The organism is Sphingobacterium sp. xlx-96, from assembly GCF_011007365.1.
GTDB lineage: Bacteria > Bacteroidota > Bacteroidia > Sphingobacteriales > Sphingobacteriaceae > Sphingobacterium > Sphingobacterium luzhongxinii.
The window spans coordinates 208,481-223,033 of the sequence record NZ_WFKM01000011.1 but is presented as its reverse complement, the minus strand read 5'-3'; the positions used below and the strand labels follow the sequence as shown (position 1 = coordinate 223,033).

Here is a 14,553-nt window from a genome sequence, read left to right as displayed (position 1 = left end):
TAGACATTTGCCGAACAAGGTGCGAACAAGGGGCGAACAAGGTGCGAACAAAGTCACTACCTCTCTCCTGTCGGACACCTCGTTGCCGCCTGCAAAGGCATTACCTATCTGCGGCTCTTTCTCTGGGCTTTGTTGGCGCTTGGCCTGTTTTTCGGTTGTTCCTTGGTTATTTCTTGCTTGTGAACCATCTGCTACGCCACCAGTAGGCGACAGATAAGCAGCGCTAGCCCCTACTGGGTACCTGCCAGAACCTGGGCAAATACCACTTTTCCCCGATGAACTTCCGATCGTTCTCCGATCGCGCCCCGATGGTGACCGGGGATTCATCGGGGATCCATCGGGGATCGACCGTGTTTTGGCAGAATCAAGGCCGGACAAGGGCAGGCCTTGGGCAGAATGAAATCGGTCGTCTTGAGCCCCTACAGGTTCCTTACCTGCTCTGTAGCTACTTCTTACCAAGAGTGGATCTGCTGGATATCTTTTTACCAGATTTATCACGGATTGCCCTGCCTCCCGTTCGTCATTGCGATGAGCTTCGCGAAGAAGCAACCCCGAAGGGCTCATCGTAGATAATCTATCTCGAAATCTATTGTTTTGTTCTATCGGGTGACTAGAAAGATCTTTGTCACTCTGTCCACAGGACAGTCCTTCCCCACCCCTAAAAAAATGTTTCATTTTTCAAGTAATTTAAGTTTGCCAAAAGCCTTGAAGAGCTCTTCGAGGTTTTAAGCTATATTAGCGACAAATAGATGGAAAGTCTTATTTCAGACAGTATTATTTAAAAATCTATATGTCAATAAATTAAACAATTTAACGCTATCGTTATACCTGGAGCGTGTGCTAATAGAAATAATTGGTTTTTATTTGGTGTAACCGATACTTTGAATAAATAAAAATGGTGAGTGAAACATACTATTCTGGGGGACAGATCAATAGCCTAAAAAGCCAACATTTCAGGTTGCCAATAAAATATAATGAACAGAAAAGGAACCTCCCTTGCTCAATGGTTGAGCGTGAGAAACTACGCGACCACGACCTTAAAAAATTAAGGGAGGCCCTATCTGAATATCTACGATTCTTATTTAAGTCTATACTTCTCATTCATACTGGTTTTAGGTTTCTCACGCCATTACCAACGAATGATAATTCAAATATAGTAATCAATTTCAATTATTCCAAATTTGGAATAATAAATAGCTTTTTTAAAATGTCTCTTTGTCTATGGCCGAACAATATATAGATAAGGGAAATCTAAAACTAGTTAGGGAAAGACTATGGTCAATATCTAATGAAAAGGGAATTACTTTGGAGGATATTGAAGACAGAACCGGATTCAGTTATAGCCAAGTTTACCGTATAATTAGAGGCGGAAATAATATGTCGGTAAGTGGTCTTATTGCTGTGTGCAAGGCTTTAGAAATACAACCTTCAGAGGTTTTCAATTTCAACATAGAAATACCTAAACATCTACCCTTACGTAGAGACAGGAAGTAAATAGAAAGAAATTTGTAATCAAATCAACCTACTCTAAAGACCTTAATCTTTCTTCTGATAATCGAAGTGAAATTCTTTCTAATATTTCAGCTTTCTTTATAAGATTTATTAGATCGTTAGAATCTAACGTGTAATGCAACGAATACCTTGCGTCAATGTAACTCCGATCTAACAGTCTATAGAGTCTATAATCCTCTTTTTCATCAGAAGTTACAAAAACAAAATTAAGATCATCTGAAATAACTTTTGTCAGATCACGCAATTCATCTAAATCGTGATTCTTGGGTTTATAACCCCTAAAAATTAAACTCAAACCTGCGTAAAAGCTTTCAAAACTCTGCCTAAGTACAAACAAAAGTTCTTTCAATTCCTCTTGATCCTCCAAAAAATCAGGAAGTGTTATCTTAACAATTCTCAAAAGTCTACTGCCTCCTTTTACATAAGAACGAAAGTAGTCGTTTGCTAATTCTCGCTGCTCCTCTATAGTTAACGGACGTGATGGAGAAAACGTTGTATTGCCATTATCAAACAATGTTATTCCTCTTTCAACTATCTCTTTAAAAAAGAATTGTCCAGTTTCCAAACCATAATTCACATACGATATACTACGCACCATCGGACTAACTCGGTGCCGAAAGCTTTTAGTTCGGTTAACAATTTTGCTTTTAATATTGTAATCTTTCTCATCAATCTGTTCCAATATTACGAGAAAGTCATAGTCACTACGATATTCGAGTTCTGCACCATGAACAAAATCAATATCATCCACCCAATCGTTGCTTGCGAAACTTCCATACAGAATTATTTTTGCAACTGGAGCTACATCTTTAATTACAGCTAAGGCAGCTAGGATCTCTCTCTGTTTATCTTCCGGCAAGTGGGATAATTGATTCATATTGTAAAGATAGGGAATTTTAGATTGGCGTCTTGCATATCACCGGAATATGCAGTTATGTTATCAATTGCCTAAGTACATTAATAATTACTGGCGAAAATGCCTCTAACATTCCAGCAGCATCTGGTGTTCTTAATTCATCAATCATGAGTTCTAAAAAATCAACATCTTCTAATACCATTTCTCCGAGATCATCCACATACTCAAAAATTATCAAATCAATTATATTCTTTCTTTTCTCGCTGAGTGCTGAATTCCGTAAGTTCAAAATACTAATAGTACGTTGTGCATCAGGATTTCTGTGGGTCATCTTACCATTAAGTTGATATATGATGTCTCCCTCGCAATTGCCCATTAAGGGGGTTAATGGAATAGCATTATTCTTCTTAAAATGACCACAATGATTGTTGGAATTACAACTCGCAACAATATTAGTATACTCTAAAGTCAAACTTGCACCCATAGGATCACTTTGCGGAATAATATGCTCATTGTGACTGCTAATATTATCAACTCTATCACAACAGTAAGCACACAATGAGAACTGTTCAGCAATACAGGACTGCCTGATATCTGAACGAATAACACTATATGCACCATCCATATCCTGATACGTAAATAGGGGTTGATCTAGCTTTAGTTGAGTTAAAGAAACGGGTTCTGGACCTTTATTGATACGCCTCATTTTTGCAGCTCGATTTTCCTCAATAATAAGCGTGATTTAATCATTTCGATATGATTGTCGGGCAATTGTTGACTCAATGTTCTAAATAAGGTCCTGGCAAGATCTACGTTTTTATCTGCTATAGCATCTCTAAAATTGTCCACATTGTCTTGTACCTCAGAATTACGAACGTCGGTATTCATTGCTTCGAGTAAAACCTGATTGACATCTAAACCAAATAGCTGATCTACTGGTTCTAGGTCACCATCAGATAATGAATAACAGATAATATCTTTAAAATCGCTAACCAATAATGGCGAATGCGTTGTGTAAATAAATTGACAATTAGGGAACGTATCATTCAACCTCTTAATAAGGCTTCTTTGCCATTGGGGATGTAGATGTAACTCAGCTTCGTCAATAATAACAATACCGGATCCATGCAGCGGGTTATCCAATTTTGGATTTAATATGGCTAAACGTCTAGCAATATCACCTACCATCGCCATGGTTAACTTTTCGCCTTGAGATAATTGTTCCAGATTGAGGTGTTCACCATTTTTATTGACAGCTAAATGTATTCTTGGCTTACGCTCTACCCGTATATTCTCAAACTCGGGCAAAAATGTTGTTAACGCCTGTCGAACTACATTCAACTGTTTATCCGTCGCTTGCCTTAATTCCTCTAAAAAACTGGCATCAAGATTTGAATTTCCGCCAATAGAATTTATTAGTTTAACTTTTCTCTCGTTCTCTAAATCTTCTTTCTCTCTAAACCATTCGAAAAAAGTACGGTAATCGACAATACCTTTCAAAGAATTGTCATACCCATTTAACTGTTCAAAGTTATGTTTTGTTCTGATCCGAACGGGTATATCTAGAACACCTCTATTGGCATCATAATAAGTAAGTAAAGGAAATGAAAGATCATCATCTTGTGTATAATTGGTTCTATATAAATCGGCCAATCTATTGACACCTTCTAAATTTGTCGGCACTTCATTCTTCTTGCCTTTTTTAGACTTGGAAATAGTCCATCGAAATGGGGTATTATGATCTTCTACATCAATCCTTATGTGTCCAGCATTCGCTTTATTGTTAATAGACAACTCTTGAATCTGCATTCCATTACCCTTCTCGCTTTTCACCCTTGATACAAACCAACTCAATGCTAAAGAAATGGACTCTAATATAGTAGTCTTACCGGATCCATTATTACCTATCAAGATGATGTGTTTTACGATTTGGTCATCAGTGTTGGTAAAGCCAATTTCTAGATCGGAAAACCTTCCAATATTGTCAATATGTACATTTTTTATCTTCACTGGATCAAATTAGTTTTTTGTTCTTATTAGATTTTCTATATACAAAGTAATAAAAAAAAGCTAAGATTTGAACAGTATACTTTCTTCTTTCTTCTTTTTGCTTTGGAGATCTGTATATTAGCCGCACTGGCAATACTTTACAAGGAGTGCCTTCTTAAACATTTGCTTCCCGATGGCCTAAGTCCTACGAGAGAAATGCCTCTTTGACGACATCCCGAAAGAAGTACAGCTCCTTCTCAAGCCCCTTATTTACATAATTGCGACATAACTGCAGAATAGTGTAAGGCCGAATGCCTTATTCCCTTTCGCAATTTTCTACATAAGATATTCCTTCTTCGGCATTATTCATTGCTTTCTTTGCGTAGTATTCAATATCTTCGGACGTATCTGAATTATATCCTTTTTTAGCATTACTATACCCATCCGATGCTGACCACGTCGCATTGGAACAATCTATATTATTGGCTTTTGTCTCCGCATTGGAGAAAGCATTCATCGCTTTTTTTAAATAATCTTGAGCATAGTCAATGTCATCACTATTTCTGTAGGCTTTTTTAGCATATTCGTATGCTTCTTCAAAATCAACTTTGTTGTTATCTGAGCTACGCGAATATGTATTGGGTGTATATGTTTTTGTAGAAGTGGAGGTATTGACTCCGTCGGTTGTTGTAGAATACTCTGTAATCGACCCATCGGGATTGACTGTTCGTTTTGTTTCTGTAATTGGTTCATGCCGTAATCCTTCCAAAGGATCTCGCATTTGTTCAGTTTTACTTTGTTCTTCTTGAAGAGCTTGCTCTTGATATTGAACGCTAGGTTGCTCTGTGTAATACTGACTTTCAGTCGATTGATCGTTTTCTTGGTTAGTTCTACTAGAACAACTCGATATTATTGTAGTGACTATTAATATAGCTAATGTATTTTTCATTTATACGTCGTGGTGTAAAAGTGTCCCTTCTTTAAGGATTCTATAAAATATGGGCTTTATATTTTTGTTGTAACGATTAGCAATAAGATAACTAAAACAATTCAGGTTGATGAAATGGGGTCATTTTACAGACATACTCCAAATATGTCTCCCAACCTAGCGCAGGAGCTAAAATGGTGTAGTCGTCTATACGTTCCCAAGACGTTGGTAAGTTATCGTTAAGTATGTCATTGGTCAGGAATACCATGTCATGCATCCGATTGCTGTTCATACTTTTGTTAAATAACAATGCATCATACTTTTTCAAAACGTATGAAACGTCGGCAGTGACCAGTTTGGCTATTTTCATCTCCTCAGCTTCGCCGATTTGTAGGATGTTATCACTTTCGCTTTTAGGTAATCTGTATAATACTTGCTGTATTAGCTGTTCAGTCCGCATCTCCCAACCAGCGGTTTGCATGTCGATCTTCGAAAAGGCATACTCTCCTAGGTAATAGTCGTGATTTGCCGCAGATAAAGTTATGGCTGTTTTATGCTGATTCGATAATTGGTACACCAACTCTATATCACGTTTGAAGTAGTTGTCTATCTCATTCTCTGAGAAAATATTGGCGGATTCTACCATCCTATCTTCAAACCATATCACCGTATCAGCAGGGTTCATTTCGAAAAATAGTATGACGCTCTTTGTTAGCTTATAATCTGCAGAATTAGCTAATGTGGTCAATCGAACTTCATACCCACCGTCTTCTTTGGAAACATCAATACCACGCGTAGAATACCCGTCGCGATAGAAGTATACAATGTCCGGAGAACGACCTATCGCAAATACGGACGGATCAGACTCCCATAGGAAGTCATAGAGTTTTTGAAAGTCTATAGTTGATGGCGTATTTATTTTAATCGTTTTGCTCATAATAATTAGCTATTTCTGCGTCGATTTTTAGTTAAGATTCGTCCTCATTAAATTTTGAGATGCTTTCTAGGAACTTTTACTCTAATTTCTGTAACGATATCTTTTGAAATCTGAATATATTCTTTCAAAACGACAAGAATATTATCGATGTCTAGTTGCATACTGCCAGCATATTTAATCACATTTTTCCATGCATCATCTTGTTGAGTCCATTCCATCCCGACATATTGCATGTACTGTGCAAGGCTTTCTTCAAAGGCATTCTGATTCGCTTTAAATTGAACTAAACAGTTGGTCAGCTCCTCTATTTTGTTATCATACCAGTCATTAAATACATTCGATTCAATATATAGGAATATAGAATTTGCTTCTATCTGATAATCATTTTGGAGCTTCGAAATTATTAGACTTACTTCTTGTAATTTAGGAAATATTGCCTCTAGGCCTTCAGCTTTGTTTTGGTACTCATCCAATGCTCCTTTCATCACTTCAAAGACCTTTTGCATTTCGATGAGCTTTGTATAGTATGTAAAATGATAACCTACGGCTTTTTCTGCCTTTTCAAGAATGCGCAAATGTGTTTGCTTTTTCATTTCCCTTTTGAACCTTACACTATCTTGAAAAAACGTTATGATAAATGTTAGAAGGCTACCTGCGATAGATCCTATTAGGGCAGAATTTAAAATAGTTAAATCCATCTTATTAATTTTTTTAAAACTCCGGATTATGATTGTTCTTCTTACAAAAGCATAAATAGCCAATGTAAGCTAACTGTGAATATAAATCTGATAAATTTTCAAATGCTTCCTTGTCTAAGAAAATTTTAGAACCGTCCTTTGAAAACCTGTAACAAAATATAATTTTTGAAAGATGATCTAAGTCTTCATATCCTTTCTTCTTTTTGTCTACACATTCGTTGTATTTGATAAATTCTTTTTCAAGGTCTGATACTTTACTGTCCGAATGAGTGATAGAATTGCGGAATAGACGCAAATTATGAAGTAATAGAATAGTTGGATATTTGTAGGATACCTTTTTATCGTCCAGTTCTTTTAGCTCAAATTTAAATTCAAGATAGAAATCATTAATAATTTCGAAGCTATTCCTCCTGACTTTTTTAGGTAAAAAATTTTCCAATAAGACTATAAAATTTTCAAAAATAGGAATGCTTAATTGAAGGTAAAGTTGAGATACAGCATCTGGAATAAGCTCTTCCTTGTTTTCCGGTTTTATGTAAAGTTGATTGCCCGAAGGTATTAACTTTCGCCATTTTATAGTATCACCTTCAGTTTTCATCAACCTATTGAAATGTTGAACTTGTTCTGGATCAGTTTGTTCATCTACGTTAAAAGGATCAGTGAAAGCATGATTACTGATGTGATTTTTTAGATTTTCACCCCAGCTATGATCGATTGGTTCTGTTGAAAGTTTGATCAGGAGCGATTTGTCAAAAAAATCCCTTAGTAACTCAGTTGGATTTTTCATTTTTGTTTCTTTTTACCTGCAATTTCTTTCTTCAACGCCATAATCTCTGCTAACAAATCCTTCGCATCACCATCTGTAGGAAGTTGAGGAACCAGTTCGCCTTTGAATGCTTTGTTTAAAATGGCTTGCGGTAAGCAGTCTATTTTGGCTTTTAAGGTTTGGTAACGTGCTTCTATAATGTCGGCTTTGGCAAAAAGGCTTTCTACTCGACGAACGATTTCCTCTTGTTCTTGAAGAGGTGTTAATGGAATTGCAAAATCTCTAATTTCAATTAAATGCAAATCAGGAACTCCAATTCCGGAAACTTTAAAATGTGCCTGGTTAAAAACTAATCCAGAATTAAATGCTATTTCTAAATATTTCGATAGAATTTTTCTAGACGGTTTTATCAATGCTAAACTTACGAAAATGCTAAATTCATAATTTAGTTCTATTACTGAAGCGTATCCGTATGTAGCTCCTATTTTTGTATAAAGAATATCTCCTGCTTCAGGATTACATCTTGTAATTAGTTTGCTGTGCTCTTCCGGAGAAATATATTTTGTATCTGTATCATTAATCGTAAAAGGTCGCACATTTTTAACACTTAGAAATTTGATACCTTGATCTATATAAGTAGGTCGATGGTGCGCACCGTCAGTAACTAAATAACAAATATCTTCACATCTATAATACCTCCAATTGTTTGGCAATTCAGGCAGTATTATATTTCCTTTCTCTGATTTTTTATTTTTCTTTTGATCCTTGGGTTTAGTTAGTTTGTTTCTCTTTGCTAATTCTAACTTATCGTTATAATGATTTTCGAGATCTAATGTTATTTGATTATAATAAACATCTATATCCATCAAGTCATTACCTTCCCGCCATTGTTCGGTTAGTTTTCCCGTGACTGCATGAGTCAATACTTGCTGACGGAAATTTTTTAGCAATTGCGGAATACGGTCAAGTGCTGCTTTTATCTTTTCGTGTTGGGCAAAGAGTTTATCCAACTTGACGACAATTCGTTCTTGTTCGGCTAGTGGAGGGAGAGGGATTTGTATTGTCTCATATTCCTTATATTTTAAGTTACGTAAATTATTACTACCACCTTGATATTTAACAACTTCTCCGCTGTAATAAAAAAAATCTAGATATGAACAAAAATAACTTGAATTGATTTGTGACACGGGGCGAATTAATCTCAAAAAGTTTGTACAAACTAAAGGTAGTTCGGGCAATCTATCAAAGGTATTTTCTGTGATCAAAACCACTCTGCCAACCGGTTGGTCAGGACCACCTCCTGAAATTTCTAAGAGTATGTCGCCATTTATTAATCGTCGACTATCAAGACTCGACTTCTTGATCTTTCTAACTACCGCAGTATCACCAAAATGCGTACTCCAATTTTTAATCTCACTACCTCTAATGCAATATACTTCAACATAATTTTCATCCTCAAAGTCAACATCTTTTCCCCAATCACCACCTAAAACATGTGCTATTAAATTAGTAAATTCCGTCTCTACCCATCCCTTAGGGAATACCTTTTCCATTAGCTCAACTCCTTTATCAAATCTTCCAATTCTTTATTAATTGCATTCAGCTCCAACATAGCTTCTTTTGCGATATCTATTGGTTCGCCGAGATCGTCCCCGTTACTTAACGAACTATCCGCTATTAAACCAATATCCAGCGAATCCCCTTTGGCTGCAATGGCCTCACGGCTGAATACTTGCCAACGGTTATCTTCTTTGGCTATTTCTGCACGTTTAACTTCATCAATATTTCCTTGCCAGTTTTCTTTGGCCTCATCTATTGAAATACCACCAGTATATGCCTTCACGAAATCGGCAAATGCTGCACGGGTGAATGGTGTGCGCTTACCGAAACTTGGAGCATTGGTACGCATGTCGTAAACCCATACGTTTTTAGTGTTGCCGGTTTCAGTATTTTCTCGGGTGAAGAATAAAACGTTCGTCTTGACACCAGCTGCGTAAAATATTCCTGTTGGAAGACGTAGTATGGTATGTAGATTACACTTGTCCATCAAGTCACGACGGATCTTTAAACCGTCACCGTCTTCAAACAATACGTTGTCTGGCAATACCACAGCTGCACGCGCTTTACCATCATTATGTAGTGAACGGTAGATGTGCTGTAAGAAATTCAGCTGCTTATTTGAGCTTAAGAACGTTAAATCCGTACGTGTTGGTCGTTCGCCTCCTTTTTTAGTGCCGAAAGGAGGATTAGCTAAGACACCGTCGTATCCTTTGAAGGATTCGCCTTCTTGGCTCAAGGTGTCAGCTAGTGCTATGGGCGACTCGATACCGTGTAGCTTGGCATTCATTAATGCTAAGCGGTGGGCGTCTTGTACGAGCTCGCAACCTGAAAAAGCTTCGTACTTTTGAAACTGTCTATCTTTTTCCGTTAGCGTGAAATAGTTGTCTGTTTTCTCTTTGAGATAATGGTCGGCTGCGATCATAAACCCAAAAGTACCCGCAGCAGGGTCGTTCCATTTTTCACCGATCTTAGGCACCATGAGATCAACCATTACATTGATCAAAGGACGTGGTGTGAAGTATTGACCAGCACCAGATTTCTTTTCGTTTGCATTTTTCTCTAACAATTCCTCATAAATCGTTGCGATCTGATCTTTCTCTGTATCCTCAAACCAATCGATACCGTCTATAGCTGTCACTAATGTGCGTAGATTGACGGGCTTGCGGAGCATACTGGAAGCATTGGTATAGATCTCTTTTATAGTTGCATTATCTGTTTTTGCAGAAATCGTAGCCAACAACTCACGGTATGTATCGTATAGCTCTTTGTTGTCTTTTACAGATTTGAATCTCTTCCAGCGGTATTCTTCTGGAATTTCATTTTCAAATTTCCTAACCTCTGAAAGCTTAAGGAAAAGGATATATGTTAATTCATTCAAATATTGGTGATAGGTTACTCCGTCGTCACGTAGGACATTACAGAGGTTCCATAGTTTTTGGGCAATTTCTTCAGCACTCATTTTATATGTTGTATTTTCTTTTTATTTTCAATTATTACTATTGCTACCTTAAATAGCTAGGAAGACAAATTAGCTTTAAGATTAAGCCGTTTGATTTCCGTTATACATGTAGGTATTAATTTTTTGCAGGATATCTGGCAACTGATTTCCAAATCTTTTATTGATCCGTTCAAAACCACCGTATTCTGTTGAGAAAGGTTCATTGTCTAGGTCTTCGACGGTAACGATAGCCTCAGCGATCATTTGTTTCTCGATACGTTGAAGCAAGTTCTTTTGGGAGACATTCCAGTTTTGCTCTTGGTAAAGTTTATCAAAAGCCTGTTTAACACGGTCTTCCTTACTCACCAATACGGAGCCCAACATCAAGGTACGTATATAAGCTATAATATCGGCGGCTACATCCTGTCTATTCGCGTTTTTCCATGCTTCACGTAGCGTACGAAGTGTATATCCTTTGGTGTCCAGCAACAAGATGAGTTCTTTTAGATCAGCACGTTTTAGCTGAGTAGGTGATGTCGCAATCAGTTTCAGAGCTGCAATTTTATTTTGATTTTCTTCTAAGAACTGCTTGAAGCCTTCGATATAGTCTTCAGGCTTTTCTGAATCTCCATATCCAATAGTAACTTCTCTCAATACATCAGTGTGATTGGAATAAAATTGGTGTGCCGGAGCGGATCTGAACTCGTCTAAGTATTTCCAAAGTTCATTCGTTTCGGATAAGATTTGGATTTGTTCTGCTATGTTTTTTTCTCGAATATTTTTAATAAAGTCATCTATAGAATCCATTCCAGTGAAATATTTTATCTTTTCCGTATCTAAACCTTTAGCACGTTTTTTACGTTGTAATTTGGCAATGATCTGATCTACTTGTTGTGCGGCTCTGTCTTCCGATTGTATATGTTGAAACTCGTAATTCAACGTCCTAAAGTCGGCGGAAGGATTTACAACCAACGGCTTCATCTCGGTATAATCTTTAATGTTTTCGTACAGGTTGACAGCATCAAAGACTCGAAAGCTTTCTTTGTTGATTTCAGGACATAATCGCGTAGCTCGACCTATCATTTGGTCATAGAGAATACGAGATCTGACACGACGCATGAAAACCAAGTTGCATATCTTTGGTACATCAATACCTGTAGTCAAAAGATCTACTGTGACGGCAATATTTGGGTATTTCTCGTTCTTATATCGTTTTACTTTATCTTCTGGTTGGTCCGATTTTCCTGTAATTTTGACTACAGCATCGTCTGGGATAGGGATTCCAGCAGTATCAAACTCTTCCTTTAAGATTTTGACAATCATGTCCGCATGTTCGTCGGTAGCTGCAAAAATCAAAGTTTTGGCTTCGCTATCCGGATCTATATGGTTTACCAATTCACGGAGAACCGTTCGGTTAAAGTTCTCGGTAATGACACGCTTATTGAATCCTGAAATATCGAATTTCAATTCATCTTCTAACTCATCTAATTCAACAATTTGGTTATCTTCTTTGTCATACACCATGGGCTTTTCACCTTTCTCCCAGACAATTCCCTCTTCCGACAATTGAGTCGTAATCTTAATCGGTGGATCCTGATCTACCAAATATCCATCCAATACGGCCTCTCGCAAGCCGTAATTGAATACAGGTCTGTTGAAAATTCCCGTAGTATGCAAAGCCGGAGTGGCTGTAAGACCAACAGCGAAAGCATCGAAGTAATCTAGGACCTGACGGTACTTGCTCACGTAATCGTCCTGGTCTTTGAAATAGATTTCTTCATCATCCATCTCTTTGTCCAGTAGATATCCGCGGTGAGCTTCGTCGACAATAATGCAATCATAGGTGTCGATACTAAGCGCTTTTCCTTCGCTATCTCCGTGATATAGTCTTTTGACCAAACTTTGTACCGTAGCAAAATGAATCCGGCTGTCGATATCAGGCCATATAGTTTTTAAACCATCGATATGATAGATGTCGTTAAAACTCTTTAGGTCATCGACTTTGTAATCTTTAAACCCATCTAATGCTTGTTTGGCCAATAATGTCCGGTCGACCAAAAACAAAATACGTTTGAAACGATTGGTCTGTATTAAACGATATGCTAGCCCAATAATGGTACGTGTTTTCCCGGTTCCGGTAGCCATTGCCAGTAATGCTCTGTTGGTATCGGGCTGATGGATGACCACATTTTCAACTGCTTGAATAGCCTTAATCTGATAATCGCGTAGGCCAAGTCCAGTTTTGAGCTGCAGGAAATCCAATGAGTTGTCTTCCAGTTTTTTATTTGCTAAGGCAATATCTTGCTCCAACTTTTTCTGTAGATCCTGCGGACTATGGAATCCTTTTACCGACCTGGAATTGTTGTATTTTTGACGAACGTCGAGATACCATACACCACTTTTTGTGGCAATTTGTTGTAGGTACTCTCTCCCATTTGTTGAATATAGAAATGGAACTTTGTAGCCATCCCAATCCCCAAGGATATCGACTCCGTCTTGTGGTATTATATTTAACGCATAGCGTTTGCTCTGATCAAGATTGGTCGATATGTCTTGTCCATATTTTTTTGCTTCGACGACAGCATAGAGGCTCGTTCCAATGAACAAGGCATAATCTGCATAACCTCCAGAGACTGGCCATTCGGCAATAGCTATGTTTCGTCCTCGTTCTGGTCGGGTTTTATGAATTTTGGCGTTTAACACTTTAGTATCGGCTTCCCAACCAATCTTACGTAGATTAAGGTCGATGAGTTCACGTGTCTGCGCTTCGTCCATATCCAGCTTGGACGCAGAGCGCTTAGCGCGTTCTGTTAACGCCTGACGTTGCTCGGCGCTAACCGTTTTGTGTTGCGCAATAATAGCCTCATCATACTGTTGCTTTAAAACCTTGTTTTCTTCTTCTAGTATATGAAGAGCGTGACGTGCGTCTAAGTTTTCTGGTTTACTGAACCTGATATTGGAAATATCACGATTCTTTACTGAATAGGCTTCATAAAACCATTTCCCTAACTTAAAAGCGGAAAAAAGTGAGGATGTAGCGTCTTCCGTGGTACCGACATATTCGTGAACGGCATCATTTCCCTGCTTACGCAAGATCGTAAAATGATCAATCACATTGCTTGGTAGAATGCCCTGATTTCTTAATGTATATACGAGGTTTTGAAATTTGGTATCTTCAGGTAAGTCGATTCCATAGATCTCAAATATCTGTTTGGCCATATACTCTCCATATTGCCTCAATTTAAATAAAGATGTAGCCGGATCTTGATATAGGTTGTACTCAGCCGCTTGTGCTAAGTTATACAGCAAGGCGTATTCTTCTTCTAAAAACTGGAAATTGGATTTGGCCATATTCTCTACTTAATGATTGTTGTCAGTTGGAACCAAATATACTTAAAATGCCGTTATTGGACGTGTTCAATTTGTGTTTAGGTGTTCATTGTAGAATTAACGTTTTCTAAGCTCAGTCGGGTTGTAAATTATTTTAATATAACTCTCGCTTTTGGATAGTTTATTCTTACACGACACACAAAAGAGAAATTGAAATTTACCATCGATTGAATATCTAGTAAAAGAAGACTTGGAAACGCGACATTTTGAACACTTTTCGATGATTTTTATTGACTCACCTCGCTTTCCCTTTAAAAATTGCTCTGCTTGTTCCAGCAGTAACTTGAGGCAGAAGGATTCAATTGAATTTCGAATTTTTAGACTCAATAATTTTTTGTCCTGATAATACAAGAAATGTCCATTTGCATATTCAAATCCAGGATAATGATTTTCTTCCAAATGCTGTAAGAATTTGCGGAGATCTTTTGGAAATTCGTGATTGCAAAGTGGACAGGAAGCGTGTTTCCTTCTGTGACCTT

General features: G+C 37.5%; 12 protein-coding genes. 1 reads left to right on the top strand and 11 read right to left on the bottom strand.

Translation table 11 applies throughout. The features are described 5' to 3' along the window. The coding region (locus G7B20_RS15105) for a hypothetical protein (RefSeq protein WP_164112251.1) at positions 1-675 on the bottom strand (675 nt) is incomplete at its 3' end. Positions 676-1,221: 546 nt separating this feature from the next. Here G7B20_RS15105 and G7B20_RS15100 point away from each other — a divergent pair. Next, a complete protein-coding gene (locus G7B20_RS15100; RefSeq protein WP_164112250.1) occupies positions 1,222-1,494 on the top strand; it encodes a helix-turn-helix domain-containing protein in 273 nt (90 codons plus the stop codon). 28 nt (positions 1,495-1,522) lie between these two features. On the opposite strand, the gene G7B20_RS15095 is transcribed toward G7B20_RS15100, so the two are convergent. From G7B20_RS15095 to hsdR, 10 genes are all read right to left on the bottom strand, one after another. Further along, positions 1,523-2,389: a hypothetical protein gene (locus G7B20_RS15095; RefSeq protein WP_164112249.1), complete on the bottom strand. Its 867-nt coding sequence runs from the start codon at positions 2,387-2,389 to the stop codon at positions 1,523-1,525. 55 nt (positions 2,390-2,444) lie between these two features. Beyond that, a complete protein-coding gene (locus G7B20_RS15090) occupies positions 2,445-3,074 on the bottom strand; it encodes a retron system putative HNH endonuclease (RefSeq protein WP_164112248.1) in 630 nt (209 codons plus the stop codon). Continuing rightward, a complete protein-coding gene (locus tag G7B20_RS15085) occupies positions 3,071-4,378 on the bottom strand; it encodes an AAA family ATPase (protein WP_164112247.1) in 1,308 nt (435 codons plus the stop codon). The genes G7B20_RS15090 and G7B20_RS15085 overlap by 4 nt, the downstream gene beginning before the upstream one ends. Positions 4,379-4,673: 295 nt before the next feature. Next, positions 4,674-5,138: a hypothetical protein gene (locus tag G7B20_RS15080; protein WP_164112246.1), complete on the bottom strand. Its 465-nt coding sequence runs from the start codon at positions 5,136-5,138 to the stop codon at positions 4,674-4,676. A gap of 259 nt (positions 5,139-5,397) precedes the next feature. After that, positions 5,398-6,222, bottom strand: a complete 825-nt coding sequence (locus tag G7B20_RS15075; RefSeq protein WP_164112245.1) for a hypothetical protein — start codon at positions 6,220-6,222, stop codon at positions 5,398-5,400. A gap of 47 nt (positions 6,223-6,269) precedes the next feature. After that, positions 6,270-6,920 carry a hypothetical protein gene (locus tag G7B20_RS15070; RefSeq protein ID WP_164112244.1) on the bottom strand — a complete coding sequence of 217 codons (651 nt, stop codon included), beginning with the start codon at positions 6,918-6,920 and terminating at the stop codon, positions 6,270-6,272. A gap of 13 nt (positions 6,921-6,933) precedes the next feature. Continuing rightward, complete coding sequence (locus G7B20_RS15065) at positions 6,934-7,707, bottom strand: hypothetical protein (RefSeq protein WP_164112243.1); 774 nt, start codon at positions 7,705-7,707, stop codon at positions 6,934-6,936. Next, a complete protein-coding gene (locus G7B20_RS15060; RefSeq protein ID WP_164112242.1) occupies positions 7,704-9,239 on the bottom strand; it encodes a restriction endonuclease subunit S in 1,536 nt (511 codons plus the stop codon). Before G7B20_RS15060 ends, G7B20_RS15065 begins: the two co-directional genes overlap by 4 nt. Next, on the bottom strand, positions 9,239-10,705 hold the full coding sequence (locus G7B20_RS15055; protein ID WP_164112241.1) for a type I restriction-modification system subunit M: 1,467 nt from the start codon (positions 10,703-10,705) through the stop codon (positions 9,239-9,241). Before G7B20_RS15055 ends, G7B20_RS15060 begins: the two co-directional genes overlap by 1 nt. A gap of 81 nt (positions 10,706-10,786) precedes the next feature. Then, entirely contained in the window at positions 10,787-14,035 is a 3,249-nt protein-coding gene (hsdR, locus tag G7B20_RS15050) for a type I restriction-modification system endonuclease (protein ID WP_164112240.1), read from the bottom strand. Positions 14,036-14,553: the final 518 nt, after the last annotated feature.

Excerpts from the sequence above, each read along its gene's own strand:
- G7B20_RS15100 (WP_164112250.1), top strand. The coding sequence starts at position 1,222 with ATGGCCGAACAATATATAGATAAGGGAAATCTAAAACTAGTTAGGGAA.
- G7B20_RS15095 (WP_164112249.1), bottom strand. The coding sequence starts at position 2,389 with ATGAATCAATTATCCCACTTGCCGGAAGATAAACAGAGAGAGATCCTA.
- G7B20_RS15090 (WP_164112248.1), bottom strand. The coding sequence starts at position 3,074 with ATGAGGCGTATCAATAAAGGTCCAGAACCCGTTTCTTTAACTCAACTA.
- G7B20_RS15080 (WP_164112246.1), bottom strand. The coding sequence starts at position 5,138 with ATGCGAGATCCTTTGGAAGGATTACGGCATGAACCAATTACAGAAACA.
- G7B20_RS15075 (WP_164112245.1), bottom strand. The coding sequence starts at position 6,222 with ATGAGCAAAACGATTAAAATAAATACGCCATCAACTATAGACTTTCAA.
- G7B20_RS15070 (WP_164112244.1), bottom strand. The coding sequence starts at position 6,920 with ATGGATTTAACTATTTTAAATTCTGCCCTAATAGGATCTATCGCAGGT.
- G7B20_RS15065 (WP_164112243.1), bottom strand. The coding sequence starts at position 7,707 with ATGAAAAATCCAACTGAGTTACTAAGGGATTTTTTTGACAAATCGCTC.
- G7B20_RS15060 (WP_164112242.1), bottom strand. The coding sequence starts at position 9,239 with ATGGAAAAGGTATTCCCTAAGGGATGGGTAGAGACGGAATTTACTAAT.
- G7B20_RS15055 (WP_164112241.1), bottom strand. The coding sequence starts at position 10,705 with ATGAGTGCTGAAGAAATTGCCCAAAAACTATGGAACCTCTGTAATGTC.
- hsdR (WP_164112240.1), bottom strand. The coding sequence starts at position 14,035 with ATGGCCAAATCCAATTTCCAGTTTTTAGAAGAAGAATACGCCTTGCTG.